At 74.5% G+C, this 26,094-nt stretch carries 21 protein-coding genes; 9 read left to right on the plus strand and 12 right to left on the minus strand.

Features of this window, described 5'->3' with window-relative positions; translation table 11 throughout:
- Positions 1-2: 2 nt before the first annotated feature.
- The 3 genes from ACFYO8_RS01225 to ACFYO8_RS01235 all read right to left on the minus strand — a co-directional run bounded on the left by ACFYO8_RS01225 (position 3) and on the right by ACFYO8_RS01235 (position 5,761).
- Positions 3-2,066 carry a BTAD domain-containing putative transcriptional regulator gene (locus tag ACFYO8_RS01225; protein WP_357708471.1) on the minus strand — a complete coding sequence of 688 codons (2,064 nt, stop codon included), beginning with the start codon at positions 2,064-2,066 and terminating at the stop codon, positions 3-5.
- A complete protein-coding gene (locus tag ACFYO8_RS01230; protein WP_354864141.1) occupies positions 2,063-4,225 on the minus strand; it encodes a BTAD domain-containing putative transcriptional regulator in 2,163 nt (720 codons plus the stop codon). The genes ACFYO8_RS01225 and ACFYO8_RS01230 overlap by 4 nt, the downstream gene beginning before the upstream one ends.
- 291 nt (positions 4,226-4,516) lie before the next feature.
- The gene (locus ACFYO8_RS01235; RefSeq protein WP_355095811.1) at positions 4,517-5,761 is read right to left on the minus strand and encodes a cellulose binding domain-containing protein; all 1,245 of its coding nucleotides are present in this window, start codon (positions 5,759-5,761) and stop codon (positions 4,517-4,519) included.
- Between the two features lie 229 nt (positions 5,762-5,990).
- Between ACFYO8_RS01235 and ACFYO8_RS01240 the strand changes: the two genes are divergently transcribed.
- Positions 5,991-6,329: a PadR family transcriptional regulator gene (locus tag ACFYO8_RS01240; RefSeq protein ID WP_355095809.1), complete on the plus strand. Its 339-nt coding sequence runs from the start codon at positions 5,991-5,993 to the stop codon at positions 6,327-6,329.
- The gene (locus tag ACFYO8_RS01245; RefSeq protein ID WP_355095807.1) at positions 6,326-7,303 is read left to right on the plus strand and encodes an HAAS signaling domain-containing protein; all 978 of its coding nucleotides are present in this window, start codon (positions 6,326-6,328) and stop codon (positions 7,301-7,303) included. The genes ACFYO8_RS01240 and ACFYO8_RS01245 overlap by 4 nt, the downstream gene beginning before the upstream one ends.
- A 44-nt stretch (positions 7,304-7,347) precedes the next feature.
- Here the strand turns inward: ACFYO8_RS01245 and ACFYO8_RS01250 are convergent, their stop codons facing one another.
- Positions 7,348-9,339 carry an acyl-CoA dehydrogenase gene (locus tag ACFYO8_RS01250; RefSeq protein WP_387187996.1) on the minus strand — a complete coding sequence of 664 codons (1,992 nt, stop codon included), beginning with the start codon at positions 9,337-9,339 and terminating at the stop codon, positions 7,348-7,350.
- Between the two features lie 171 nt (positions 9,340-9,510).
- Here ACFYO8_RS01250 and ACFYO8_RS01255 point away from each other — a divergent pair, with 171 nt between their 5' ends.
- The 4 genes from ACFYO8_RS01255 (at position 9,511) to ACFYO8_RS01270 (ending at position 16,078) form a co-directional block, all read left to right on the plus strand.
- Positions 9,511-11,232 (plus strand): ABC transporter ATP-binding protein, encoded by a 1,722-nt coding sequence (locus ACFYO8_RS01255; RefSeq protein WP_354864131.1) that lies wholly within the window; start codon positions 9,511-9,513, stop codon positions 11,230-11,232.
- Positions 11,229-13,055 carry an ABC transporter ATP-binding protein gene (locus ACFYO8_RS01260; RefSeq protein WP_387187999.1) on the plus strand — a complete coding sequence of 609 codons (1,827 nt, stop codon included), beginning with the start codon at positions 11,229-11,231 and terminating at the stop codon, positions 13,053-13,055. Before ACFYO8_RS01255 ends, ACFYO8_RS01260 begins: the two co-directional genes overlap by 4 nt.
- 34 nt (positions 13,056-13,089) lie before the next feature.
- Entirely contained in the window at positions 13,090-14,613 is a 1,524-nt protein-coding gene (locus tag ACFYO8_RS01265) for a class I SAM-dependent methyltransferase (RefSeq protein ID WP_355097025.1), read from the plus strand.
- Positions 14,614-14,770: 157 nt separating this feature from the next.
- Positions 14,771-16,078: an FAD-binding protein gene (locus tag ACFYO8_RS01270; RefSeq protein ID WP_354864125.1), complete on the plus strand. Its 1,308-nt coding sequence runs from the start codon at positions 14,771-14,773 to the stop codon at positions 16,076-16,078.
- A gap of 51 nt (positions 16,079-16,129) precedes the next feature.
- Here the strand turns inward: ACFYO8_RS01270 and ACFYO8_RS01275 are convergent, their stop codons facing one another.
- From ACFYO8_RS01275 to ACFYO8_RS01290, 4 genes are all read right to left on the minus strand, one after another.
- A complete protein-coding gene (locus ACFYO8_RS01275; protein ID WP_354864123.1) occupies positions 16,130-16,492 on the minus strand; it encodes a metalloregulator ArsR/SmtB family transcription factor in 363 nt (120 codons plus the stop codon).
- A 94-nt stretch (positions 16,493-16,586) separates the two neighbouring features.
- On the minus strand, positions 16,587-16,994 hold the full coding sequence (locus tag ACFYO8_RS01280) for an arsenate reductase ArsC (protein WP_387256626.1): 408 nt from the start codon (positions 16,992-16,994) through the stop codon (positions 16,587-16,589).
- Between the two features lie 14 nt (positions 16,995-17,008).
- Complete coding sequence (gene arsB, locus ACFYO8_RS01285; protein ID WP_354864119.1) at positions 17,009-18,094, minus strand: ACR3 family arsenite efflux transporter; 1,086 nt, start codon at positions 18,092-18,094, stop codon at positions 17,009-17,011.
- Positions 18,095-18,127: 33 nt separating this feature from the next.
- Positions 18,128-18,511: a metalloregulator ArsR/SmtB family transcription factor gene (locus ACFYO8_RS01290; RefSeq protein ID WP_354864117.1), complete on the minus strand. Its 384-nt coding sequence runs from the start codon at positions 18,509-18,511 to the stop codon at positions 18,128-18,130.
- Positions 18,512-18,671: 160 nt separating this feature from the next.
- On the opposite strand from ACFYO8_RS01290, the gene ACFYO8_RS01295 reads away from it, so the two are divergent.
- The 3 genes from ACFYO8_RS01295 to ACFYO8_RS01305 all read left to right on the plus strand — a co-directional run bounded on the left by ACFYO8_RS01295 (position 18,672) and on the right by ACFYO8_RS01305 (position 21,818).
- A complete protein-coding gene (locus ACFYO8_RS01295) occupies positions 18,672-18,998 on the plus strand; it encodes a metalloregulator ArsR/SmtB family transcription factor (protein ID WP_354864115.1) in 327 nt (108 codons plus the stop codon).
- Positions 18,999-19,161: 163 nt separating this feature from the next.
- Entirely contained in the window at positions 19,162-20,577 is a 1,416-nt protein-coding gene (locus ACFYO8_RS01300; protein WP_354864113.1) for an NAD(P)-binding domain-containing protein, read from the plus strand.
- Positions 20,577-21,818, plus strand: coding sequence for an MFS transporter (locus ACFYO8_RS01305; RefSeq protein ID WP_354864111.1), 1,242 nt, complete (start codon positions 20,577-20,579; stop codon positions 21,816-21,818). The genes ACFYO8_RS01300 and ACFYO8_RS01305 overlap by 1 nt, the downstream gene beginning before the upstream one ends.
- On the opposite strand, the gene ACFYO8_RS01310 is transcribed toward ACFYO8_RS01305, so the two are convergent.
- From ACFYO8_RS01310 to ACFYO8_RS01325, 4 genes are all read right to left on the minus strand, one after another.
- On the minus strand, positions 21,815-22,597 hold the full coding sequence (locus ACFYO8_RS01310; RefSeq protein WP_354864109.1) for a DUF2470 domain-containing protein: 783 nt from the start codon (positions 22,595-22,597) through the stop codon (positions 21,815-21,817). The genes ACFYO8_RS01305 and ACFYO8_RS01310 overlap by 4 nt on opposite strands.
- Positions 22,598-22,747: 150 nt before the next feature.
- The gene (locus tag ACFYO8_RS01315) at positions 22,748-23,044 is read right to left on the minus strand and encodes a DUF1540 domain-containing protein (protein ID WP_013286940.1); all 297 of its coding nucleotides are present in this window, start codon (positions 23,042-23,044) and stop codon (positions 22,748-22,750) included.
- Positions 23,045-23,404: 360 nt separating this feature from the next.
- Positions 23,405-24,082, minus strand: coding sequence for a response regulator transcription factor (locus ACFYO8_RS01320; protein WP_354864106.1), 678 nt, complete (start codon positions 24,080-24,082; stop codon positions 23,405-23,407).
- A complete protein-coding gene (locus ACFYO8_RS01325; RefSeq protein ID WP_357708835.1) occupies positions 24,079-26,034 on the minus strand; it encodes a sensor histidine kinase in 1,956 nt (651 codons plus the stop codon). Before ACFYO8_RS01325 ends, ACFYO8_RS01320 begins: the two co-directional genes overlap by 4 nt.
- Positions 26,035-26,094 lie beyond the last annotated feature (60 nt).

Consider the following 26,094-nt stretch of genomic DNA (forward strand, 5'->3'; position numbering starts at 1 on the left):
CGCTACCGGTCCGGCCCGTCGAGGAGGGCGGCGAGCGTCGCCCGCTGCGCCTGCGACAGCCGGTGGCTCGCCAAGGCCCGGCGCACCAGTTCCCGGCCCGCCTCCGGCGCGTGGCGGAACAGCTCGACGCCGTGCGCGACCAGCCAGCTCACCAGCCATTCGTCCACCTCGGGCGGGCCGGCGAGCAGGTGTTCGGCGATCCGGGTGACCGCGCCTCCGTTGTCAGCGAGCGCCTGTGCCGCGTGCCGGTGCAGCGTCGGGCGCAACGCGGCGGGGATGCCGGCGGCGAGCGCCCGCCGCAGCACGGGTTGCCGGAACGCCAGCTCGCTGCCGGCGGCCACGAGGACGTCGGCGGCGACCGCCTCCTCCAGCTCGGCCATCAGGTCGAACGGCGACCGTCCGGTGACCGCGGCGACCTCGGCCACGGCGAACTCGCCGCCGAGCAGGGCGGCGTAACGCAGCGCCTCCCGGGCGCCGGGGGAGAGGTGGTCGAGGCTGGCCCGCACGGTGTCCAGGAGCGAGCGCGGCATCTCGTCGGCTCGCGCGTCGACCTCGGCGAGTCCGTCGACCACCCGTACCGCGTCCTCCGCCACGAGTCCGGCGACCAGCTCCCGGGCGTACAGCGGGTTGCCGGCGGCCAGCGGCGTCAGCGACCGCAGCGTGGCGCCGGGCGGCACGCCCACCGTCGTACCGAAGATCTGTTCGATGTCCGCCGCGGGCAGCGGGGTGAGCCGGATGAGGTGCCCGTCGCGGGTGCTCACCCCGCGCCGCAGCCGGGCCAGGTCGCGGCGACCGGGTTCGGGCCGGGCGGTCGCGACGAGCAGCAGCGGCAGCCACCGGGTCAGCGCGGCCAGCCGCTCCCAGGCCAGCAGGCTCACCTCGTCGGCCCACTGGAGATGGTCGACGGCCAGCACGAGCGGACCCGTGGCGGTCAGCGCACGGACGTGGTCGAGCACCCGGTCGACGGCCGTGGCCCGGTCCTCGTGCGGCGCGTCCTCCAGGTCCAGCGCCCGGAGCATCACGTGCAGCGGGATGCGGCTGGTGAGTTCCTCGGCGACGCCGCGCGCGACCCGGTGGCCCCGCGCCCGCGCCTCGTCCAGCGCGGCGTCGAGCAGCGCGGACTTGCCGATGCCCGGCTCGCCCTCGATCCACACGATCGCGCTGCGGCCCGCGCCCAGCGCGTCCAGCGGGCCGCGCAGCAACGCCAGGTCGCCGTCGCGTCCGACCAGGGCACCCCGCGACGGTACGGCGGGCGCCGCCGCTGCCGTCGGTGCTGCCGCGGCTGCCGGTGCCGGCCGGCCGGCCGGTGTGGGCTGGACTGCCGGTGTGGGCTCGGCGAGGATGCGGCTCTGCAACCCGCGCAGGGCCGGGCCGGGTTCGACGCCGAGTTCGGCCGTGAGCACCCGGCGTGCGGCGTGGAAGACGTCGAGCGCCTCGGTGCCCCGGCCGGCCCGGTGCAGCGCGCGCATCAGCAGCTCGTGGAACGGCTCGTGCAGCGGGTGGTCGCGGACCAGGGCGGTCAGGTCGGCGATCAGCGCGTCGTCGCCGCCGCCGGCCAGGACCAGCCGGGCCCGCCGCTCCGCCGCGGCGATCCGCAGCTCCGTCAGGCGGTGCCGGTCGAGGTCGGCGAAGGGTCCGGTGACGTTCCCGTACGCCTCGCCGTGCCAGAGCGCGAGCGCCTCGTCGAGCAGGGCCACGGCCTGCCCGGGCCGCCCGGCGGCGGCCGGCGCCCCGGCTGCCTCGCACAGCGCCTCGAACCGGTCGGCGTCCAGCGCGCCCGGTTCGAGGCGCAGCGTGTAGCCGGTCCGGCCGGAGCGCAGCAGCCCGCCGGCCGGGCCGAGGCTGCGCCGCAGCCCCGAGACGTAGGTGTAGATGTTGCCCGCCGCGGTGCTCGGCGCCGACTCGCCCCAGAGCGCGCGGATCAGCTCGCCGCGGGTGACCGGGCGGTTGGCGTTCGCCGCCAGCACCGCGAACACGGCCCGCCGCCGGGCCGGTCCGAGGTCGATCTCGACCTCGCCGTTCCAGGCGCGTACCGGCCCCAGAACGGTGACACGCAGTCTTCTCACCGCTGCCCGGTGGCCGCTGTCCCGACGGCGATCCGGTCCATCTCGGCGCGCCTCGCGGCGTCCCCGGTGTGGGCCGACACCCAGCTCGCCTCGGCTCCGGCGGGCAGCCCGCTGCGGTGCAGCACCCGGGCCAGCTGCGCGGTGAGTAGCTCACGGGCCGGCGCGGAGAGGCCGGGTGCGGAGACGGCGTGCCGCAGCACCGCGATCGCGGGCGCGGGGGCGGTGGCGCTCAGTTGCGCGGCGTGCGCGATCAGCCAGTCCTGCACCCACGCGTCGACAGGCACCGGCCCGGCCAGCAACTGACCCGCGACCCGGCCGAGATCGCCGCCGGCCTCGGCGAGCCGCTGGGCGAACTGCCTGTGCATCAGCACCCGCAGCGCGGTCGGGATCGCGCCGCGCAGGACCCGGCGGATCACCGGGTGCCGGAACCGCAGGCGGCGTCCGTCCTCGACGAGGAGCCCGGCGGCCAGCGCCTCCTCCACTGCCGGCAGGAGTTCCGGCGCCGACCTGCCGGTTACCGCGGCCAGGTCGGTCACCAGGTAGTTGTTGCCGAGGAACGCGATCGCCCGCAGCAGTTGGCGGGTGTCGTCGGCGAGCGGTTGCAGGTGACGGGAGACGGCGTCGGTCAGTTCCGGTCCGGGCGTGTCGGCGGTCCGGCCGTCGCGGTCGGCGAGCACGAGATGCCGCAGGTAGTACGGGTTCCCGGCGGCCGCCGCGACGAACGAGCGCGCGGTGCCCAGACCCGGGCCGGGCGGGCGGGACCAGGCGCGTACCAGGCCGGCCGCCGTGTCGTCGTCCAGCGGGCCGAGTTCGATCAGCGCGGTGCCGTCGCGGGGCAGCACCCGGCGCAGGAGCCGCACCTCGTACCCGGCCGGCACCGGGCGGGCGGCGGAGACGAGCAGCAGCGGCAGCCGCGTGGTGAGCTTGTGCAGCGCGTGCCAGACCAGCAGCGACATGTCGTCGGCCCACTGGAGGTCGTCGAGGACCAGCAGCAGCGGCCGCTCGGCGCACCGCGCGACCACGAACCGCTGGACCGTGTCGATCACCGTCATGGTCGGTGGCGCCCCGCCCGTGCAGGCGTGCAACGAGGCGGGCAGGCCGTCGTCGCCCAGGGACAGGCACTCCAGCACGATGCTCAACGGCATCCGGTACGCCAGCTCGTCGCCGACGGCCCAGCCGACCCGGACGCCGAGCGGGGCCGCGCCGCTCAGTCCCTCGGCCAGCAGCGCGGACTTCCCGATGCCGGCCTCGCCGCTGACCCAGACGCTGCCGCCGCGTCCGACCGCCAGGCCGGTGACCGCCGACCGCAGGCGGGCCAGCGCGGCGGAGCGGCCCCGGAAGCCGGGGTGCCGGGACGGCGCCGGACCGGGGGCGCGCGCCGGCGCCGGGTTCCCGCCCAGGAGCTGTTCGTGGATCTGCCGGAGCGCGGCGGCGGGTTCGGTGCCGGCCTCCTCGACCAGCCGGTCCCGCAGTGTGGCGTACAGCGCCAGCGCCTCGGCGGTACGCCCCTGCACGGCCAGCGCCCGCATGGCCACCGCGTACAGGCTCTCCCGGGCCGGGTGGCGGCCGGCGAGCGCGAGCAGACGGTCGACGACCTCGCCGCCGCGTCCGAGGCCCAGCAACAGCTCGGCCTGGCGCTCCACGGTGGTCAGGTAGAGCTCGCCGAGCCGGATCCGATGGCCGGCGGCTCGCGGTCCCGGTACGCCGACGAGCGCCTCGTCGCCCCGCCACTCGGCCAGCGCGGCGTCCAGCGCGGCCAGTTCACCGGCCGTGTCCCCGGCGGCGCGCGGCGCGCGGCTGCGCTCCCGCAACCGCTCGAAGCGGTGCACGTCGACCGCATCGGCGTCGACGTGCAGCCGGTAGTTGCCGCCCTCGGACGTGAGCACCCCGCCGGAGGACCACCTGTGGCGGTCCGGTTCGAGCATGCGGCGCAGGGCGGAGACGTACGTGTAGAGGTTGCCGCTCGCGCTGGCCGGTGGATGCTCACCCCAGACGGCGGCGATCAGCTCGTCCCGGGACAGGCCCCGCTCCGGGGTGAGCGCCAGCGCGCTGAAGACGGCCCGGCGCTGAGCCGAGCGCAGTGGCAGTTCCCGCCCGGCGTACGTCATCCGGAGACTGCCCAGCAAGCGGATGTCGAAGCCACTGCGCTGTGCCGTCATGCCGTCCTCGTGGTGACCGGATACCTGCCGCGGTGACAACCGTTCGGCGGAACCCTAGCCCAACTATCTGCCATGTCAACTTCGTGTGGATGGCCGAAAAGCATACGGCGCAGCGCTTTCCGGTGCGCGTGGTGTTCGTCGCGGATCGCCGGCGGTGGCGCTAGCAGGGAGTCTTCCCGAGGGCCGGTCCGCACCGTCGACGAGGGACCGGCGGTCGGCCGGGCGTCCCGGCGAGACGATACTCACCCCGCCGGGGGCCGGCGTCCGGCGCCGGCCCCCGGCCGAGGTGGTTCAGCTGCCGGCGCAGGTGGCGGTGGCGCCGCCGCCGCTGCCGGTGCCCTGGAATCCGAAGGTGGTGGTCTGCCCCGCGCCGAGCCCTCCATTGTAGCTCTGGTTGGCCACCGTGACGGTGCCGCTGGTGCCGCTCGGCACGCCGTTCCACAGTGAGCTGATCGCGGCGCTGCCGGGCAGGGTGAGCGTCACCCGCCAGCCGGTCAGCGCGGCGTTCCCGGCGGTCACCGTCACGTTGGCGACGAAGCCGCCGTTCCACTGGTCCTGGACGGCGTAGACAGCGGTGCAGGAGGCCCCGCCGGGCGGCGGAGTGGTGGGCGGCGGAGTCGTGGGCGGGGGAGTGGTGGGCGGCGGAGTCGTGGGCGGGGGAGTGGTGGGCGGCGGGGTCGTGGGCGGCGGGCCGTCGAGCGTCAGGTTCTTCTGCTGCACGCTCCACTGGGTGCGGCACAGACCGCAGTCCGGGCCGACGAAGTTGGCGCCGGCGCCGATGTCGCCCTTCAACCGCCACTTGAGGTAGAGCACCGCGACCCGGCCGAACTCACCGCCGTTGGGCTGGTCGTACGTGCCGCCGTGCCCGACGTTCAGGTTGCCCATGAAGGCGGGCAGCCCGGACGGCAGCTTGCCCCAGTCGTCCATCGCGTTCGGGTACGCGATGTCGCTGGTCCCGCCGACGAAGTACGCGATCGGCTTGGTCAGCCTGCGCAGCTGGTAGTCGTCGGCGTCGTTGAGCAGGCCACTGCTGAAGATGCCGGTGGTGGTGACGCGCGGGTCGTTGGAGACCGCGTACGCCTCCAGGCCGCCGCAGGAGAACCCGGCCACGGCGATCTTCGTGGTGTCGATCCGGTTGTAGTACTTGCCGCCCGACCGGGAGTTCTCCGCCACCGCCCAGTCGATGGACTGGGTGAGCATCTGGGAGTTCGTGGAGCCGGAGCCGTTCGGTGCGCCGTTGGCGATGGCGAGGAAGCCGTGGGAGGCGATCTCGCGCAGGAAGTTGCCCTGGGACAGGCCGTTGGCCGAGCACGCGCCGTTGCCCCACACCAGGACGGGAAGGCGCTCGGACGGGAGCGTCTGGGGCCGGAAGATGGTGTGGTTGGGCAGGCTCGACGAGGTTTCGTAGTCGGCGGGGTAGGGCCCCGAGCCGCCGATCGCGGCGCTCGCCGGTGTCGCGCCGAGCCACACGATCACCGAGGCGATCGGGACGACGGCGGCCGCCAACCCGGCGTAGATCTTCGATCTTGTTCTCATGCGTCCTCCAGGGACGTCGTGACGGCGCTCCCTGGGAGGTGGTGGTGGCGGTGTGTCGGCCACGTCGACGTGGCGCCGCCGGGTGCGTCCCCGCGGAGGGACCGGCGGGAGCTTTGCAGTTACTATCACCGCCGTAACGAAATGTGTCAATGCATGCCGGTCGATGCCTGCCGCCCGGCCCACGGACCCCTTGCGCAGATGTCTTGCATAGCAAGGTATCTTGCGACGCATGGACGGCGCACGCGAGCGGATCACCACGAACATCCGCAAGGGCGTGCTGGAGTACTGCGTGCTCGCGTTGCTCGCGAGACGCGACATGTACGGCCTGGAGCTGGCCGAGTGGCTCGCCGTCCGTGGCCTGACCGCGAGTGAGGGCAGCCTGTATCCGCTGCTCGCCAGGATGCGGCAGGCGGGCACCGTGGAGACCCGGTGGGTGGCGCCCGAGCAGGGGCACGCCCGGCGGTACTACACGATCACCGATCAGGGGCGGGCGCACCTGCGGTTGTTCGCGGGGGTGTGGCGGGAGATCCAGCCGCACGTGGACGAGCTGATGGCGGAGGAGACATGAGCGACGACGGTTTCCCGGCGGCGGCGGAGACCTACCTGCGGGCCCTCGACGCGGAGTTGTCCGAGGTCCCGCCGGACGCGGCGGGCGAGATCGTCGCGGACGTCCGCGCGCACATCGCCGACGCGCTGGACAGTGGACGCGACATCGCCGAGATCCTCGCCGGGCTCGGCGAGCCGCACGCGGTGGCGGCCCAGGCGCGGGAGGAACTGGGCCTGCCGGTCCGGCACGGCGCGGAGCGGACCGCCCGGATGCTCTCAGTGGTCGCGGTGGCGGCCGGTGTGCTGATCGCCGTGTGCGTGAGCTTCCTGCTGCCGTCCACCGTGCCGGTGGAGCCGCTCGGCGCCGAGTCCGGCGAGCAGGGCGTCGTCCGCCGGTTCGGTCCCGGAATCGCGCTGCTCACGGTGCTGCCGGCGCTCCTCGCGGCAGCGCCGCTGGTGCTGCCCGACCGGGTCCGCGGCGCGGCCCGGTTCGCCGGTGCGGCGGTGCTGGCGCTCTTCGCCTGCGCGTCCGGCGAGATCGGCCTGTACTACCTCCCGCTCGCGCTGGTGGCCGGTGCGGCGGCGCTCGTGCCGTGGGCGATGCGGCGCGGCGCCGGTGGACGGTGGTGGCACTACCTGACCGGCGGCTTCGTGGCGATGCCCGGCGTGCTCGTTGCGGTCGCGTCGGCGGGCGGCTCGGTCGGCGTCGGCTGGGTGGGCGCGGCGCTGTGGATCGCCGGGCCACTCGCCGTCGGCGCGCTGTGCGCGTACGGGATCCGGGCCGGCTACGCGGTGACCGCCCTGGCCGGCGCGATCGTCATGACCCTCGCGATGACCGGGCGCGGCTTCCTGTTCGCCGCGTTCTGGCTGTTCGGTGGGCTGTACCTGGCGATCGGCGCGAGCGGGTACGCCGCGTCGCGGGCCGCCGCGGCGGACCCGGCCGGGGCGCCGGATCCGCCGGTACGACAGCGACCCGCGCCGGCCCCCGGCGCCTGACCGGCGGCCGGGCGCCGGTCAGGCGCGGGCCGCGGAGCGGCCGGCTAGGCGGCGGCTGTCCGCGGATCGGCTGTGGCGTCGTGCGCGGCCATCTCCTCCTGGCGTCCGGACTCCTCGCGCAGGATCGCGGCGTGCAGCCACGCGTCCGGGATGGCGAAGCCGTCCACGAGCGTGCGCATGTACGGCCGCAGTTCCTTGAGCAGCCCGTTCACCACGCTGGTGATCGTCTTGGACCGGGCCGGGGTGAGCCGGCCGTGCTCCAGCAGCCAGCCCTTGTTCGCCTCGATGACGCTCAGCGCGTACAGGTCGCAGACCCGGGACAGCAGCTCCTTGACCGCCGGGTCGGCGGTGGCGTCGATGCCGGCGACGAACGCCTCCAGGGTGACCCGGTCGACGTGCGCGGCGGCGACGGCGAGCACGTGGTCCTGCACGTCGTTGAAGATGTCGAAGGGGCGGTCCTTCTTGGTGGACGCGCCACCGCGCAGCCGGCGGACCGCGCTGTCGAGCAGGTGCTCCTCGCGGTCCTCGAACACCTTGAGCTGCCAGCCCCGGTCGGTCACCGCGACCTCGTCGTCCCGGCCCGGCACCGCGCCGACCAGCCGTGCGATGAGCGCCCGCGCGGCGGTGCGCTCCAGCACCATCTCGCGCACCTGCTCGGCGACGAAGGAGGCGCGCCCCCAGCCGTCCAGCGAGCCGAACTCGTCCCGGTACCCGGTCAGCAGCCCCTTGGCGACCAGCTGCAGCAGCACCGTGTTGTCGCCCTCGAACGTGGTGAACACGTCGGTGTCGGCCTTCAGGCTGGGCAGCCGGTTCTCGGACAGGTAGCCGGCGCCGCCGCACGCCTCCCGGCACGTCTGGATGGTGCGTGTCGCGTGCCAGGTCTGCGCCGCCTTGAGCCCGGCGGCCCGGGACTCCAGCTCCCGCTGCCGGTGCTCGTCGACCGGCCCGTCGCCGCCCTGGATCTCGTCGAGCGCGGCGACCAGCTCGGTCTGGGCGAAGTGCAGCGCGTACGTGGTGGCCAGCGCGGGCAGCAGCTTGCGCTGATGGGCCAGGTAGTCGTTGAGCAGCACCTCACGGTCGCCGTCGCCGTCGCTGAACTGGCGGCGGATGTCGCCGTAGCGCACCGCGATGGCCAGCGCCGCCTTGGTGGCCGCCGACGCGGCGCCGCCCACGCTGACCCGGCCCCGCACCAGCGTGCCGAGCATGGTGAAGAAGCGCCGCGAGTCGCTCTCGATCGCGCTGGAGTACGTCCCGTCCTCGGCCACCTGCGCGTACCGGTCCAGCAGCATGTCCCGCGGCACCCGCACGTGGTCGAAGCTGAGCCGCCCGTTGTCGACGCCGAGCAGGCCGGCCTTCGCCCCGGCGTCGCCGATGGTCACACCGGGCATCGGCTTGCCGTGCTCGTCGCGGATCGGCACCAGCCACGCGTGCACCCCGTGGCGGTGTCCACCGGTGACCAGCTGGGCGAAGACCACAGCCATCCGCCCGTCCCGGGCGGCGTTGCCGATGTAGTCCTTGCGCGCCGCCTCGTGCGGCGTGTGCAGGTCGAAGGTCTGCGTCTGCGGGTCGTACACGCAGGTCGTGCGCAGCTGCTGCACGTCCGAGCCGTGGCCGGTCTCGGTCATCGCGAAGCAGCCGAAGGTCCGGCCCTCGACGATGTCCCGGAGGTAGGCGTCGTGGTGCCGTTTCGTGCCGAGGGCGGCGACCGCGCCGCCGAACAGGCCCCACTGCACGCCGGCCTTCACCATGAGTGACAGGTCGACCTGCGCCAGCATCTCGGTGGCGACGATCGAGGCGCCCACGTCGGACCGGCCGCCGTACTCGGCCGGGAAGCCCGCGGCGATGCCCAGCTCGACCGGGAGTTCGCCGAGCAGCCGGGTGATCCGCTCGCGTGCCTGGTCGCCGGTCTCGCCGTAGACCGGGAGGAAGCGGTCGTCGAGGTGTTTGCGGTGGGCCTGGCGGACCTCGGACCACGGTCCGTCGAGCGTCTCCTGGAGGCGGGCGATGTCGATTCGGCCGGACGCGTGATCGAGCATGGTCGCTCCTCTGGGGCAGCGGACATATGGGTGCACTCTCGTCCTGATCAACATTACCGGCGGTCACCGGGCCCCGCTGGCGGAGGCCGTGGTGAGCCGTGCCACCCGCCTCGGTCGCTTCCGAAGCTGAGGTTAGGCTGTCCTCACTTCGAGCACTGGAGGCGTCCCCTCGTGTCCCCGCAACCCGCCGGCCGCGCCGTCACGGCCCGGTACGTGCTCCGCCAGGCGTTGCGTCGCCAGCGGCGACCGGTGCTGATCGGCGTCACGCTGCTCGGCCTGCACCAGGTCGCCGAGGCGCTCGTGCCGGTGGCGATCGGCGTCATCATCGACCGGGCCGTGGTGACCGGCGACCCGTGGGCGCTGGCGTACTCGGTCGCCGGCCTCGCCACCCTGTTCGCCGTGCTCGCGTTCGCCTACCGCAACGGTGCCCGGCAGGCGTTCGGGGCGGTGGAGCGGGAGGCGCACCTGCTGCGGGTGGAGATCGCCGAGCGTGCCCTCGACCCGCGCGGGCACCGCTCCGGCCTGCGCGACGGCGAACTGCTCTCGGTCGCCGCCTCCGACGCCGAACTCTCCGCGCTCGTGGTGCGGGTGGCCGGGTTCGGTGTCGCGGCGGTGACCGCGCTCACCGTCGCGGCGACCGCGCTGCTGGTCATCGACATCCCCCTCGGGCTCGGCGTGCTCGTCGGCGTGCCGGTGCTGGTCCTGGTGCTGCAACGGATGGCGCCGCTGCTGTCCCGGCGCAGCACCTCCCAGCAGGAGGCGCTCGCCGAGACCACAGCGCTCGCCGTCGACCTCGTCTCCGGCCTGCGCGTGCTGCGCGGCATCGGCGCGCAGCACCACGCCGCCGGCCGGTACGCCGCCGCCAGCCGCAACGCCCTCGCCGTGACGCTGCGCGCCGCCAACACCAAGGGACTGCACCTCGGGCTCACCACCGCCGCCAACGGACTGTTCCTCGCGGCGGTCGCCGGGGTGGCCGGCTGGCTCGCCCTGCGCGGCCGGCTCACCATCGGCGAGCTGGTCACAGTGGTCGGGCTCGCGCAGTTCGTCGCCGAGCCGGTGCAGACCATGGGCTGGTGCGTGCAACTGTTCGCGATGGCCCGCGCCTCCGCCGCCCGGGTGGCGCGCGTGCTCGGCGCCGAGCCGCTGACCCGGCCCGGCGACGCTGCGGCGCCGCCGTACACGGACGGGCCACGGCTGGCCCTCGACGACGTCGGGCACGCCGGACTGGACGGGGTGAGCCTGCACGTCGGGCCCGGCGAGGTGGTCGGTGTGCTCGCGTACGACCCGGCCGACGCCGAGGCGCTGGTGGCGCTGCTGTCCGGGCGGGTGCCGCCGGACCAGCGCCGGGGCGCCGTACGCGTCGACGGCGTGCCCGCCGACGAGCTGCACGTCGACGCGCTGCGCGGCACGGTGCTCGTCGAGCCGCACGACGTGACGCTGTTCGAGGGCACGGTGGCGGCCAACCTCGCCGCCGGCGCCCGGACCGAGGAGGCGAAGCTGCACGCCGCCGTCCGGGCGGCCGCGGCCCAGGACGTGGTGGACGCGCACCCCGGCGGCCTGGACCACCGGCTCGTCGAGCGGGGCGCGAACCTCTCCGGCGGGCAGCGCCAGCGGCTCGGACTGGCGCGGGCGCTACACGCCGACCCGCCGGTGCTGGTGCTGCACGACCCCACCACCGCCGTCGACGCGGCCACCGAGGCGCAGCTCGCCGACGGACTGGCGCGGGCGCGCCGGGCCGAGCCCCGGGGCACGGTACTGATCACCAGCAGCCCGGCCCTGCTGCGGATAACCGACCGGGTGGTGGTGATCGCCGAAGGCCGGGTGGCCGCCGAGGGGCCGCACGAGCGCCTGCTGGCCTCCGACACCCGCTACCGCGAGGAGACGCTGCGGTGACCCCCGACCCGCACACCCCCGGCCGGCCGCTGCTGCCGGTCGCGTCCGCCCGGCAGACCTGGACCACGCTCGGCGCCCAGTTCCGCGCCCGGCCCGGACTCAGCGCCGCCGCCGCGACGGTGCTCGTGGTCGCCGCCGCGGGTGGCCTGGTCGCGCCCTGGGTGCTCGGCCGCCTGGTCGACGACGTGATCGCCGACGCCCCGGTCTCCCGGATCGCCGGACGGGTGGCGGTGATCGCCGCCGCCGCGGTGCTCACCGGCCTGCTCACCGCGCTCGGCGCCGCGCTCGCGTCCCGGCTCGGCGAGACGGTGCTGGCCCGGCTGCGTGAGCGCGTCCTCGACCGGGCGCTGCACCTGCCGTCGGCGACGCTGGAACGGGCCGGCACCGGCGACCTGCTGGCGCGCGTCGGCGACGACGTGGCGGTGGTGACGAACGTGATCGCGGTGAGCGGCCCGGCGTTCGTCGGCGCGCTGCTGTCGGTGGTGCTCACCGTTTTCGGGCTGGTCGCGCTGGACTGGCGGCTCGGCCTCGCCGGGCTGGTCGCCGCGCCCGCGTACGCGCTGGCGTTGCGCTGGTACCTGCGGCGCTCGGCGCCGTACTACGCCCGGGAGCGGGTCGCCACCGGCGAGCGGACGCAGGCGATGGCCGGCGCGCTGCGCGGCGCGGCGACGGTGCGCGCGTACCGGACCGAGGGCGCGCACGTGGCCGCCATCGCCGAGCGTTCCGGCGTGGCGCGCGACCTGTCGCTGGAGATCTTCAACCTGCACACCCGCTTCGGGCTGCGGATCAACAGGTCGGAGTTCCTCGGCCTGGCCGCGGTGCTGGTGGCCGGGTTCTTCCTGGTCCGCGACGACCTGGTCACGGTCGGCGCGGCGACCACCGCCGCGCTGTACTTCCACCGCCTGTTCAACCCGATCGGCCTGCTGCTGATGGAGTCCGACTCGGTGCTGCAGGCCGGCGCGAGTCTCGCCCGGCTGGTCGGCGTGGCCGACCTGCCCGACACCGCGCCGCCCGCCGCGTCCGGCCCGGCCAGTGCGTCCGGCCCACCCGGTGCGTCCGGCCGGGCCGCCCGGCCCGCCGGCCCGCGTGGCCCGGCGGCGCTGGACGTCACGGTGCGCCGGCACCACTACGACGACGGGCCGCTGGTGCTGGCCGACGTCGAGCTGCGCCTGGCGCCGGGGGAGCGGGTCGCGCTGGTCGGCGCCAGCGGCGCCGGCAAGAGCACGCTCGCCGGCATCGCCGCCGGGATCATCGCGCCCACCGACGGATCGGTACGCCTGGACGGCGGGCCGCTGACCGGGACGGGCGAGGCCACATCCCCCCGTGACGTGGCGCTGGTCAGCCAGGAGGTGCACGTCTTCGCCGGGCCGCTCGCCGCGGACCTGCGCCTGGCCGCCCCGGACGCGACCGACGCCGAGCTGCTCGACGCGCTGGACCGGGTCGGCGCCACCACCTGGCTGCGTACCCTGCCGGACGGGCTGTCGACGCCGGTCGGCGAGGGCGGCCACCGGCTGACCGCCGCGCAGGCCCAGCAGGTCGCCCTGGCCCGGCTGGTGCTCACCGCGCCCGCCGTGGCCGTCCTGGACGAGGCGACCGCCGAGGCCGGCAGCGCCGGAGCCCGCGACCTGGACCGGGCGGCGCTGGCGGCCACGCGAGGACGGACCACGCTGATCGTGGCGCACCGGCTCAGCCAGGCGGTCGGCGCGGACCGGATCGTCGTGCTCGACCACGGTCGGATCGTGGAGCAGGGCACGCACGAGGAGTTGCTGGCCGTCGACGGCCGGTACGGGCACCTGTGGCGATCCTGGCGCGTCCCGGTATGATCACCGACCGCTCCACGGCCCAGGCGAGGTGCCCATGACCGACCTGCCGACCCGCTTCGTGCTCTTCCCGGGGCGGCATCACCTGCTGACCCGGTTCCAGGCCGACTACCTGAGCCGGCTCGCCGGCGACGAGGCCACAGTGGTCTGGGCGGTGACGTCGGCCAACCACGAGAACACCAGGCGCAACCCCGTCGCGTACCACAGACGGGAGGCCGCGATCGAGCGGTTCAGCGTGCTGACCGGGCTGCGCTCGCTGGCCGTGCCGATCTTCGACACCGCGTACACCGACGCGTTCGCGGAGGTGACGCTCAAGAGCATCGCGGTGGCCACCGGGATCGACCTCGTCCCGGCCGACACGGTGGTGGCCTGCTCCACCCCGGAGGTCGCGAAGCTGTACGAGCGGCTCGGCTTCCCGATCGCGCCGGTGGAGGCCGACCCGGACCTGCCCGAGACGCCCGAACGGCCGTGGGACGTGCTGCTGCGCCTGGCCGCCGGGGACGACACCTGGCGGACGCTCACCCACCCGGCGACCATCGACGTCTTCGAGCGCTACCGGCTGGTCGAGGCGATCCGGTCGGTGGTGAACGACCCGCTGGTCGGCGACGAGGGCGGGCTCACCGTGACCCGCGACTACCGCACGTACGTGGAGGCGTTCGCCTCGGCCGCGCAACGCAAGTGGGACTCGGTGCGCCGGTACGTGCAGCCCGGCCGCATCGTGGACATCGGCTGCGGCGCAGGCTCGGTCCTGGAGCTGGCCGACCGGGAGGCCGCGCTGCGGGAGAGCGACCTGATCGGCGTGGAGGTGGCCCGCCACCTCTACCAGGAGTGCCTGCACAAGAAGGCGCAGGGCGTGTTCCGCAACGCCAACGTCTACTTCTTCCACCGCAACGTGCTCGGCGGCGCGGTGTTCAAGGACCGGTCGGTGGACACCACGCTCACCTTCGCGCTCACCCACGAGATCTGGTCGTACGGGCGGCAGCGGGAGTCGCTGCTGCAGTTCGCCCGCCGCATCCACGACCACACCGCGCCCGGCGGCGTCTGGATCAACAGTGACGTGTGCGGGCCGGACGAGCCGGACCGGCCGGTGATCCTGCGACTGGCCACCGACGACGGGGACAACCCGGCGACACCGCGCCGGGATCTCGCCGGCCTGTCCTCGGCCGAGGTCAAGCGGTACGTCTCCGGGCTGTCCACCCGGGCGCGGCTGGACCAGTTCGCCGTCGACTTCGCGTTCGGCTGCGCGTACGAGCCGCTCGCCGACGGCGCGGTCCGCATCGGCCTGGGTGCGGCGATGGACTACCTGACCCGCAAGGACTACACCGACAACTGGCTGTCGGAGACGAGGGAGCAGTTCTGCGGCCTGAGCTTCGCCGACTGGACCGGCCTGCTCACCGAGGTGGGCTTCGAGATCGGCCCGGCCTCGGCTCCGGTCCGCAACGACTGGGTGATCGACAACCGGATCGCGCCGGTCGCGTCCCTGACCGGCCTGGACGGCCGGCCGCTGGACTGGCCGACCACCCACGTCCTCACCGTCGCCCACCGCCCGCGCAACGCCTGACCCGGTGCGCCGCCCGACCGGCACCCCGCCGGTACGGCGGCCGGCGGAGCCGGCAAGTTCCAGCTGCAAATCGATGCCGAGGTCGCGCCGGATCGGCCCACGAACCCGTCATGCGAATGCACCCTGGTGCGGGTCTTTCCGACCCTAGTGTGGGCTCATGGACATGATCACGAAAGCGCCGCACCCGCTTCGCTCCGCCGTCCGGGGCCGGGTCCTGGTGCCGGGGGACGCCGGTTTCGACGCGGCCGGGCGGCCCTGGAACCTGGCCGTCGCGCAGTCGCCGGCGGCGGTGGTCGAGGCCGCCGACGCGGACGACGTCGCCGCGCTCGTCCGGTACGCCCGCTCGGCCGGACTGGGCATCGCCGTGCAGCCCAACGGGCACGGCGCCACCGGCCGCGCCGACGGCACGATCCTGCTGCGGACCGGCCGGCTGGACATCGTGCGGATCGACCCAGGCGCCCGCCGGGCCCGGATCGGCGCGGGTGTCTCCTCCGGCCGCCTCCAGGCCGCCGCCGCGCCGTACCGGCTCACCGGGCTGCCCGGGAGCTCCCCGGTGGTCAGCGTGACCGGGGTGGCGCTCGGCGGCGGACTGAGCTGGTTCGGCCGCGCGTACGGCTGGGTGTCCGACGCGGTCACCGCGTTCGACGTGGTGGACGCCGAGGCGCGGCAGCGGCGCGTCACCGCCGAGACCGATCCCGACCTGTTCTGGGCGCTACGCGGCGGCGGCGGTGACTTCGCGGTCGTCACGGCGCTCGAAGTCGCGCTGCACCCCGCGCCGAGCCTGTTCGGCGGACGGATGCTGTGGGCGGCGGCGCACGCGGGCGACGTGCTGCGGGCGTACCGGGGGATCACCGCCACCGCGCCCGACGAGCTGACCGTCTGGATGGACCTGCTGCACTTCCCCGGCGCCGAGCCGATGGTGGCCCTCGACGTCACGTACCTCGGCGACGACACCACGGCCCGGGACCTGCTCGCCCCGCTGGACCGGTTGGCCCCGCCGATCTCCGACCGCAGGCGGATCATGCCGGTCACCGAGCTCGGGGGCATCACCGCCGAGCCCACCGACCCCGGCCCGGGCGCATCCCGCGCCGAACTGCTGACCAGGCTCGACGACGAGGCGGGCGAGGCGCTGCTGGCCGATCCGATCGCCCCGCTGCTGAGCGTCCAGCTCCGCCACCTGGGCGGTGCCCTCGCCCGGGCCTCCGACAGCCCGCACGGCCCGCTCACCGAGCCGTACGCGCTCTACCTCTTCGGCGTGCCCACCGACCCGGCGGCGGTCACGGCGCGGCAGCGGGCCCTGGCCGAAGCCCTGCCGGTCAGCGGGCGCAAGCCGGTGACCTTCCTCAACCCGGACGAGACGCTGGCCGACGCGTTCACCCCCGCCGTCCTGGACCGGCTCCGGACGGTCAAGCGCCGCCACGATCCGGACGGCCGCATCCGGTCCAACTTCCCGGTGGAGGGCTGACGCTCCAGGGTGCGACCGGGTCGGGCCGGCGGGTGCTTCGCGGTCGCCGGCTCAGCGGGCCTTCTTCGTCGGCCGTTTACGAGGCGGCGTCAACAACTCGGCGATCGCCGAGATCGCGGACGGCACCAGGCGGTAGTACGCCCACACGCCCCGCTTCTCCCGCTCGAGCAGGCCCGCCTCGGTGAGGATCCGAAGGTGATGGCTGACGGTCGGCTGGGAGAGACCGAGCGGCGCGGTGAGGTCGCTGACGGACGCCTCGCCCTCCGGAGCGGATTGAATCAGGCTGAGCAGGCGCAGCCGGGCCGGGTCGGCGAAGGCCTTCAGCACTCCCGCGAGCCGTTCGGCATCGGCGCGCTTGATCGGCTCACCGGCGAGCGGCGAGATGGCAGGGGTGGCAGTTTTCGCAGTTCCCACGCCTGCATCGTTGCATCAACGCCGGCCGCGTGCCGGTGCAATCGGGACCGGACCACCGTCAGTGCAACCCGTCGGGTGACCGTGCGGGCGGATGTCAGGTGGTGGCGCGCAGCTCGGCGAGCAACTGTTCCACCCGGGTGCGGATCTCGTCCCGGATGGGACGTACCGAGTCGACGCCCTTGCCCGCGGGGTCTTCGAGCTTCCAGTCCTCGTACCGTTTGCCGGGGAAGACGGGGCAGGCGTCGCCGCAGCCCATGGTGACGATGACGTCCGAGGATTCCGCCGTCTCGTACCGGAGGAGCCTGGGGGTCTGGCCGGTGATGTCGATGCCGACCTCCCGCATGGCCTCGACGGCGGCAGGGTTGACCCGGCCGGCGGGTGCGCTGCCGGCGGAGCGGACCTCGACGGTGTCGCCGGCGAGGTGGCGCAGCCACCCGGCGGCCATCTGGGACCGGCCGGCGTTGTGCACGCAGACGAAGAGCACGCTGGGCTTGTCGTTCATCGGGTCTCCGTGTGTCATGGCCGGGCTCCCGGCGGGGCGAACAGGCGGGCGCGGGCCCACAGCGACACGTAGACCAGGCCGACGAGGACCGGGACCTCGATCAGCGGGCCGACGACGCCGGCGAGAGCCTGGCCGGAGGCGATCCCGAAGGTGCCGATCGCGACCGCGATGGCCAGTTCGAAGTTGTTGCCCGCCGCGGTGAACGCCAGGGTGGTGGTGCGTTCGTAGTTCAGGCCGATGGCCCGGCCGAGCAGGTAGGACCCGGCCCACATGAGGGCGAAGTAGACCAGCAGCGGCAGGGCGATGCGGGCCACGTCGACCGGCCGGTCGGTGATGGCCTCGCCCTGCAGTGCGAAGAGGATGACGATGGTGAACAGCAGTCCGTACAGTGCGACGGGTCCGACCCTGGGCAGGAACCGCCGCTCGTACCAGTCGCGGCCCCTGACCCGCTCGCCGAGGCGGCGGGAGAGGTAGCCGGCGAGCAGTGGGATGCCGAGGAAGACGAGCACGTTACCGGCGATGTCCCAGCCGGAGACCTGCAGCGCGGCGCCGTCGAGTCCGAGCCAGCCCGGCAGCACGGACAGGTAGAACCAGCCGAGCAGGCCGAAGGCGAGGACCTGGAACACCGAGTTGAGGGCGACGAGGACCGCCGCTGCCTCCCGGTCGCCGCAGGCGAGATCGTTCCAGATGACGACCATCGCGATGCAACGGGCCAGGCCGACGATGATCAGACCGGTGCGGTACTCCGGCTGGTCGGCCAGGAAGACCCAGGCCAGGGCGAACATGAGGGCGGGACCGACGACCCAGTTGAGGACCAGCGACGAGACCAGGAGACGCCGGTCACCGGTGACGGTGTCGAGGCGGTCGTAGCGGACCTTGGCCAGCACCGGGTACATCATGATCAGCAGGCCGAGCGCGATGGGCAGGGAGATGCCACCGACCTTGACGGCGTCGAGAGCGTCGTCCAGGCCGGGAACGATCCGGCCGAGCAACAGGCCGGCGACCATGGCCAGGCCGATCCAGACCGGCAGCAACCGGTCGAGGCGCGACAGGCGTGCCGCCACCGGCGGGGCGTGGTCGGCTCCGGTGGCGGTGCTCATGCGCGACTCCGTGGGTGTCGGCACCACGGCGGCCTACCGCTGCGCCGCGGCGGCGGGCTCGACCGACAGCAGGCCGGCGAGCTGACGCAGGATCTGCGGCCGAGCCCGGTAGTAGACCCAGGTGCCCCGCCGCTCGGCGTCCACCAGGCCCGCCTCGCGCAACGTCCGGAGATGGTGTGAGATCGTCGGCCCGGTCAGGTCGAACGCCGGGGTCAGGTCGCAGACGCACACCTCGCCGCCCTCGGCGGAAGCGATCATCGACATCAGCTGCAGCCGCACCGGGTCGCCGAGCGCCTTGAAGGCGGGTGCGAGCACCGCAGCCGTCTCGGCCGGGACCCGGCGCTGCGCCAGCGAGGGGCAGCACTGTGTGTCGGCGTCGAGCTCGACCAATGGGCTCAGCGCCTGTTGCTTCGGCATGCCTCTAGGTTGACATCTATCTAATCAGCGTGCAAGTCTCTGTTTAGACATGCATCAAGGCAGGGGTGTTCGGGTGGCGGGTCCGCCGCCGCGCGGGTCGCCGGCTCCGGTGTCTGCTAAGCTTCATCGTCAATCGGCGATTAACGATAAAGGGGTGACGGTGGCCGACCTCCTCGACCGGGACACCGCGCAGACCTACGCGTCGTGGTTCCGGGCACTGGCGGACCCGACGCGGGTGCAGGTCGTGGAATACCTGGCCCGCCACGCCCGCCCCATGAGCGTGGGCGAGCTCGTCGCCGCCGTCGGGCTCGCCCAGTCCACCGTCTCGCAGCACCTGAAGATCCTCACCGAGGTGCGGTTCGTCCTCGTCGAGCGAGTGGGCACCGCCCGGCACTACCGCATCAACGACGCCTGCGTCGGCTGCTTCCCGTCCGCAGCCGACGTCGTCATGGGCCGCCCGGCCCCCAATCCGGTCGGAGCCTGCTGATGGCCGCCGTCACCATCCGTCCGGCGCCGATCGGCCGGCACCCCGTCCGGCGGCGCGACTGACGCTGCTCGGGCGACGCCGTCGCGTCACCACCTGACCTCCAGTTCGATCCCGCCCACCGCGCCTACTTGATTCGACAATTCTCAACACAGAGGAGTCGCCGATGAGTGTCCTGGACGAGTCGCCCGTCGTGGTGATCGGCGCCGGCCCGGTGGGTCTGGCCGCCGCCGCCCACCTGCACGAGCGTGACCTGCCCTTCCTCGTCCTGGAGGCCTGCGACACCGCCGGCGCGGCCGTGCGGCAGTGGGGGCACGTGCGGCTGTTCTCCCCATGGCGGTACAACGTCGACCCGGCCGCCCGCCGGCTGCTCGACGACGCCGGGTGGGTCGCCCCGCCCGAGGACGCCCTGCCCACCGGCGCCGAGCTGGCCACCGACTACCTCCAGCCCCTCGCGGAGCTGCCGCAGCTCAAGCCCCACCTGCGCTACGGCGCACGGGTGGAGGCGATCAGCCGGCTCGGCCTGGACCGGCTGCGTACCGCCGGCCGTGAACAGACGCCGTTCCTGATCCGCCTCGCCGACGGCGACGAGCTGCCGGCCCGCGCCGTCATCGACGCCTCCGGCACCTGGGGCACCCCCAACGTCCTCGGCGCCTCCGGCCTGCCCGCCCGGGGCGAGAAGGACGCGGCAGCGTTCCTCGAGCACGCCCTGCCCGACGTGCTCGGCGCCGACCGGCACCGCTTCGCCGGCCGGCGCACACTCGTCGTCGGCGCCGGCCACTCCGCCGCGAACACCCTGCTCTCGCTGGCCGAGCTGGCGGCCGCCGAGCCCGGCACCGAGGTGGTCTGGGCGATCCGCTCGGCCAGCCCGGCCCGCACCTACGGCGGCGGCGACGCCGACGCCCTGCCCGCCCGCGGCGCGCTCGGCGCCCGGCTGCGCGACCACGTCGACGCCGGCCGCGTCCGGCTGCTCACCGGATTCTCCGTGCACGCCCTCACCCCGGCCGACGGCCGGGTCGCCGTGGTCGTCAGGCACGCCGACGGCACCGACGAGTCCGTGACCGTGGACCGCGTCGTCGCCGCCACCGGCTTCCGCCCCGACCACTCGATCGCGGCCGAGCTGCGTCTGGACCTCGACCCGGTCATGGGCGCCACCCGCGCCCTCGCCCCGCTGATCGACCCGAACGAGCACTCCTGCGGCACCGTCCCCCCGCACGGCGCCGCCGAACTCGCCCACCCCGAGGTCGGCTACTACGCCGTCGGCATGAAGAGCTACGGCCGCGCGCCGACGTTCCTCATGGCCACCGGCTCCGAGCAGGTCCGCTCCGTCGTCGCCGCCCTCGCCGGAGACTGGGAAGCCGCCCGCGACGTCCAGCTCGACCTGCCCGAGACCGGCGTCTGCAACAGCAACCCCGCCGACTCCACCGACACCGACAACTGCTGCGGCTCCGGGCCGGCGGCCCAGCCGGCCACACAAGGGCTGGCAACCGGGATCTCCGGGGGCCTGCTGTCCGCACCGCTCACCCTGGTCGGCCTCGACACGCCGGCCGGCGGCCAGACCGGCGGCTGCTGCACCAGCTGATGACCACCACGACGGCGCCCGCCGGCCCCACGGTCGGCGGGCGCCACGGGTGGCGCATCGTCGCCGCCCTCGCCGTCACCAGCACCATCGGGTACGGCACTCTCTACTACGCCTACGCGGTTCTCCTCGGCCCCATGGCCGCCGGCCTCGGCGCCTCCACCACCGCCGTCACCGGCGCGCTCACCGCCAGCGTCCTCGCCGGCGCGCTGACGGCCGTCCCTGTGGGCAGGTGGCTCGACCGGCACGGCGGACGAGGCCTGATGACCGCCGGCTCGATCGCCGCCACCGCCCTCCTGGTCGCCTGGTCCCAGGTCCGAACCATCGGACAGCTCTACGTCGTCATGGTCGGCATCGGCGTCACCGGCGCGATGGTCCTCTACGAACCCGCCTTCGCCGTCGTCATCTCCTGGTTCACCCCAGACAGACGCCCCACCGCGCTGCTCGCGATCACGGTCGTGGCCGGGTTCGCCAGCACCGTCTTCATGCCCCTCACCGGCGTACTGGTCACCAACGTCGGCTGGCGCGACGCGATCCTCGTCCTTGCCGCGATCCACGGCACGGTGACCATCCCGCTGCACGCCCTCACCATCCGCACACCGCCGCACCGCACCCCCGCCGGCCCTGCGGCGTCACCTGTCGTCGCGCGACAAGCGGCGGCCCGCGCCGCGATGCGCGACCGCCGATTCTGGATCCTCACCGCAGCCCTGATCGCCCACGGCGCCGCCACCAGCACCGTCGCCGTCCACCTCGTCGGCTACCTGACCAGCCGCGGGCACCCCGCGACGTTCGCCGCCGCCGTCGCCGGCCTCCTCGGCGTCCTGTCCGTCACCGGACGACTCGTCCTCACCGGCGCCCGCCGCCGCCTCCCGACCGCCACCGTCGTCGCCGCGATCTTCGCCGTCCAAGCCGTCGCGGTCCTCGCCATGCCCCTCACCGCTGGAAGCCGGGTGGGCGCCGTCATCACCGTCACAGGGTTCGGCCTCGGCTTCGGCATCTCCAGCCTCGCCGCCCCCGCGATCCTCGCCGACCGGTACGGGACCACCGCCTACGCCACCATCGCCGGACGGCTCACCGCCCCCGTCACCACCGCCAGAGCCGCCGCGCCCCTGCTGGCCGCCGTGCTCCTGTCGAACGGCGGCTACCACCTGCTGCTCGCCGCGGTCACCACCGCCTGCCTTCTCGCGGCCGCCGCGATGCGTGCCGTAGGACGCCGAGGCGACCGGCACGAGCGCGCCGGCTAGGCGAGCAGCGTCCGCAGCGCCTCGGTCAGGCCGGTGCCGGTGGCGACCGGGCGGGTGAAGGGCAGCCGGGTGTCGGCGTGACCGTCCGGCCGCTCCGCGCGCAGCACGATGCCCTCGGCGTCGAGCGCGACCGGGACGATCCGGGCCGCGCCGGCGCTGACGGCGGGGTCGACGAGCGCGGCGAGCCGGTCGAGGACGTCGCCGTGGCACCGGGTCAGGTGCGCGAGGTGGACCGCCTCGTCGACGGCGATCGGATCCGGCCGGGCGACGAGGTACGCGCCGGGGTCCACCGCGACGGGAACGGCGGCCCGGTCCAGGACGATCTCGTCCGGCTCGATCGCCCACAACGCCACCGAGGGCAGGTCGAGCAGCGACATCACGGTGACCGGGTCGCAGGCGTCGAGGGCGGCCGGGTCGAAGCGGCGGACGGTGCCGAGGACCCGCAGCCGGGCCCGCACCCGGGAGCGTACGGCGACCGGGGCGAGGTCTGTGACGTCGAGGCGTACCGCGCTGCCCTGGCCGCGCGCGGCGACCAGCAGACCGCCGGTACGGCTCATCGCGTCGACGGCGAGGACGATCGTGCCGTCGGGGAGGACGACGTGGGCGGAGAGGAGATCGGCTGTGGTGTCGCCGAGCGTGAGGCGCAGCGAGGAGGCGGCGCTCAGCACGCACCGGGCGGCTACGGCGTCGCGGGGCGTGGCGGTGACCGCCGACGGCCCTGCGGTGAGCGGGGCGACGCCGGCCGACGGGGCCGGACGCCCGGCGGGGTGCAACGCCATGTCTGTCTCCTCGGCCGGGAAGGGTGATGTCGGCCCAGGTCAGACGGTAATAGGTAAGGCTTACCTGTGCAACGGCGGTCGGGTGCCGCAGGTGCGGTACGGGTCACGACGGTGACCGTCGTGACCCGTACGAGCGCGGTGTCCGGATCGTCAGGCGGGCTGGTAGGTGAGGCAGTCGCTGACCGTGGCGCCCGGCCCGACCGTGATCGACTCGGCGGTGCAGGCGAGGTTGGTGTTGAACACGCACTCGGCCCGCGCGCACGCGCCCACCGCACCGGTGACCTCCGCGATCCCGCCGCTGAGTGACGACTCGACGAACGTCGCGCAGGAGGCCGCGTCGGCGGACGCCGCCACGGTGATCGCGGGGGCGTGGCAGCCGTTGTCGTTGAAGCTGCACGCGGTGGCGGCGCACTCCCGTACCGGCGGAGACTGCAACAGCGTCTTCATGGTGCCTCCAAGTCATGCGGGCCGGCGGAACGGAAAGGCCGGCCTCGTGGTGCTCGAACGCCATCTGGTATTTGCCGTGCGGCCGGTTCCCAAACCCGTCGGCCACCAGTGCGGATCACGCTCACCCTAACAACGGAATACGGGGCCGCCGGCCGTTATCGGCCGTTTCCGTGCGGTGTCCCGGACGAGAGAAGGTAAGCCTCGCCTTCGTTAGGGAAGGCTTCGTTTGCTCGCGCGTAGCTGCTGTTTCCGAGCCGATTCCGGCCTGGTCCGGTGCGGGAGAAGGCACCCGGGAATCGGCCTCCGAGGCCCACGGGGGAATGGCCCCGAGCGGAAAGCGGAACTGCGCGGCCGGGCCGGTCAGCGGGCCCGGGACGGAGGCAGTTCCGGGGCGTTCGGCACACCGATACCGTGGTCGCGCGCCCGGGCTATCGCCTCGGCGCGGCTGCCGAGGCGGAGTTTCACCAGAATGGCGGAGACGTTGTTCCGCACCGTCTTGGCGCTCAGCCCGAGCCGATGCGCGATCAGCGGGTTCGACAGGCCCCGGGCGAGCAGGTCCAGCACCTCACGTTCCCGGTCGGTCAGCTCCGGGAACGGGCCGTCGGCGCGGGCGCCCAGCAGGGCGGCCGCGCGGTCGGCGAGCGGGCCGCCGAGGACCAGGTCCCCACCGGCCACACCCCGGATGCCCCGTTCCACGTCGGCGGCCGAGGCCCCCTTGAGCACGTAACCACGCGCTCCGGCACGTACCGCGGCGACGAGTGAGGCGTCGTCGTTGAGCATGGTCACCACCAGCACCCGGACCTCCGGGTGCTCCCGGCTCAGCGCGCGGGTGGCCTCGATCCCGGATCCCTGCCCGAGGTGGAGGTCCATCAGCACCACGTCGGGCCGGACCCGGTCGACGAGCGTCCCGGCCCCGGCCGCGTCGGCGGCCTCGCCGACGCACTCGATGCCGTCGAGGGTGTCCAGCAGCGCGCTCATGCCGAGCCGGAAGACCGGGTGGTCGTCCACCACGACGACGCGGATCGGGCGTTCGGTCACCGGCGCTCCAGGGGGACGGTCAGGCAGACGGTGGTGCCGCGGGAGGCGGCCGGTCCGACGGTCAGCGTCGCGCCGACCGCCTGCGCCCGTTCCCGCATGGCGTGCAGGCCCACACCGGGGCGGACCGGCCCGGCGGGCACACCCCGGCCCTCGTCGGTGACCGTCACCCGGAGCAGGTCCGGCCGCCGGTCCAGCGACACGACGCAGCTGTCCACACCGGCGTGCCGGTGCACGTTGCGTACCGCCTCGGCGGTGACGCCGTACGCGGCGGTGGCGACCGGCTCCGGCAGCGGGTCCAGCGAGGCGGGAGCCCGCATCACGATCCGCAGCCCGGCCCGCGCGTACTGCGCGCGCAGCACGTCCAGGGCGGGACGCAGCCCGCCGTCGGCGAGCACCGGGGGCAGCAGGCCGTGTGCCATCTCCCGCACCTCCGCCGCCCGGGCGGTCAGCTCCTCGGTCAACCGGTCCAGCAGCTCCTCGGCCCGGTCCGGGTCGCGGCGCAGCAGGTTGCGGGTGGCCGCCAGGCCCAGCCCGATGCCGCTGAGCGCCGGCCCGAGGCCGTCGTGCAGGTCCCGCCGCAGGGAGCGGCGCTCCTCGTCGCGTACCTCCGCCAGCCGTTGCCGCGACCGGGCCAGATCCCGGTTGGTGCCGACCAGCTCCACCATCGCGGCGACCACCGGGGCGAGCACGGCGAGCGCCTCGCCGGCCCGGTCGTCGAGCAGCTCGCCGGGCCGGGGCCAGGCGTGCAGGTGACCGACCAGCCGGTCGCCCCGGAGCAGCGCAACGGTGACCGGCGGCCCGCCCTCACGCGGCGGCGGTTGCGGCTCGTCCTCGGTGATCAGCACGTCGGCCAGCCGCAGCGCGGTGGCCACCGCCGCGCCGATGTCGCTCGTGCTGCCGCCGCTGCGCACCACCCGGTGCAGCAGGAGTTCGGGCGCCTCGCCGTGCACGAGGCCGTCCACCCGTCGCTGCACGAGCGCGCGGACCGGCTGGAACGCGGCCGCGATCGCGCCGGTGACCAGCAGCTGCGGCAGCGGCATCGCCTGCGGCAGCAGCCGGTCGAGCAATGCGACGGCCGCGCAGTAGGCGGCGATCACCGTGGCTGTCATCAGGTACCAGACCAGGGTGCGCCGCACGGCCAGCCGCAGTCCCCACAACTGCTGGCGCAGCACCACCACCGCCACCGCGGCGGGGAAGAACGCCTGGGAGGCGAGCATCAGCAGCGCGGGCACGGCCGGCGGCGCCACCGCCGGCGGCAGGAGCGTGGTCAGGAAGGCCAGGGTGAGCAGCGCGCTGCCCGCGGTCACCCAGCCGAGGCCGTTGCGCCGCGTGGGCTCCCCGCGCCGCCACCGCCACGCGACGCCGGCGGCGGCCAGCAGACCGAGCCCGGCCAGCGCGTACGCCAGCACGGGCGACAGCTGTCGCAGCAGCGCGGCGCGGCCCTCGCGTAGTTCCGGCGTCAGCGGCACCACGCCCACCGGCGGCGACGCGGTGACGAGGACGGCCACCGTCAGCACCACGTACCCGAGGCCGGCCGCGACGGCGATCCGCTCGAGCCGGCCGGGTGGCCGCTCCGGCAGCAGCCAGGGCATGACCACGACGAGCGAGTAGAGGCCCGGCACCCAGGCCCAGTGGTGCAGGGCGGTCAGCAGCGGCGGCCCGCCGACGGCGAGCTGCCACTGGCCGCAGCACGCGGCGAGCGCGCCGCCGAGCGCCGTCGCGGTGGCGATCCACCCCGGAAGCCGGCTGCCGCTGCGCCCGCGACTCAGGATCAGCCACGCCACCGCGCCGTAGACGACGCCGTCGAGCAGGTCGACGAGCGAGTAGAGCTGAGTGGCGGTGAACGGGGGAGTCGCCACCGCCCAGCCGACGACCGCACCGAGGGTGAGCACGCCGGAGGCGGCGAGGACGACCCAGGCCCCCGCGCGCCGGGTACGGAATTCGTCGCGCATGTCAGGTCCACTGTGTCAGGACGTAAGGCGCCGGGGACCACCTGAACGGCGTGCGGTGGA

The organism is Micromonospora sp. NPDC005257 (genome assembly GCF_042872445.1).
In the GTDB taxonomy this organism is placed as follows: Bacteria; Actinomycetota; Actinomycetes; order Mycobacteriales; family Micromonosporaceae; genus Micromonospora.

Coding starts and splice junctions, on each gene's coding strand:
- ACFYO8_RS01245 (WP_355095807.1), top strand. CDS start 6,326: ATGAGCGACGACGGTTTCCCGGCGGCGGCGGAGACCTACCTGCGGGCC.
- ACFYO8_RS01315 (WP_013286940.1), bottom strand. CDS start 23,044: ATGAAGACGCTGTTGCAGTCTCCGCCGGTACGGGAGTGCGCCGCCACC.
- ACFYO8_RS01235 (WP_355095811.1), bottom strand. CDS start 5,761: ATGAGAACAAGATCGAAGATCTACGCCGGGTTGGCGGCCGCCGTCGTC.
- ACFYO8_RS01325 (WP_357708835.1), bottom strand. CDS start 26,034: ATGCGCGACGAATTCCGTACCCGGCGCGCGGGGGCCTGGGTCGTCCTC.
- ACFYO8_RS01230 (WP_354864141.1), bottom strand. CDS start 4,225: ATGACGGCACAGCGCAGTGGCTTCGACATCCGCTTGCTGGGCAGTCTC.
- ACFYO8_RS01300 (WP_354864113.1), top strand. CDS start 19,162: ATGAGTGTCCTGGACGAGTCGCCCGTCGTGGTGATCGGCGCCGGCCCG.
- arsB (WP_354864119.1), bottom strand. CDS start 18,094: ATGAGCACCGCCACCGGAGCCGACCACGCCCCGCCGGTGGCGGCACGC.
- ACFYO8_RS01290 (WP_354864117.1), bottom strand. CDS start 18,511: ATGCCGAAGCAACAGGCGCTGAGCCCATTGGTCGAGCTCGACGCCGAC.
- ACFYO8_RS01265 (WP_355097025.1), top strand. CDS start 13,090: ATGACCGACCTGCCGACCCGCTTCGTGCTCTTCCCGGGGCGGCATCAC.
- ACFYO8_RS01280 (WP_387256626.1), bottom strand. CDS start 16,994: ATGAACGACAAGCCCAGCGTGCTCTTCGTCTGCGTGCACAACGCCGGC.
- ACFYO8_RS01250 (WP_387187996.1), bottom strand. CDS start 9,339: ATGCTCGATCACGCGTCCGGCCGAATCGACATCGCCCGCCTCCAGGAG.
- ACFYO8_RS01240 (WP_355095809.1), top strand. CDS start 5,991: ATGGACGGCGCACGCGAGCGGATCACCACGAACATCCGCAAGGGCGTG.
- ACFYO8_RS01270 (WP_354864125.1), top strand. CDS start 14,771: ATGGACATGATCACGAAAGCGCCGCACCCGCTTCGCTCCGCCGTCCGG.
- ACFYO8_RS01305 (WP_354864111.1), top strand. CDS start 20,577: ATGACCACCACGACGGCGCCCGCCGGCCCCACGGTCGGCGGGCGCCAC.
- ACFYO8_RS01310 (WP_354864109.1), bottom strand. CDS start 22,597: ATGGCGTTGCACCCCGCCGGGCGTCCGGCCCCGTCGGCCGGCGTCGCC.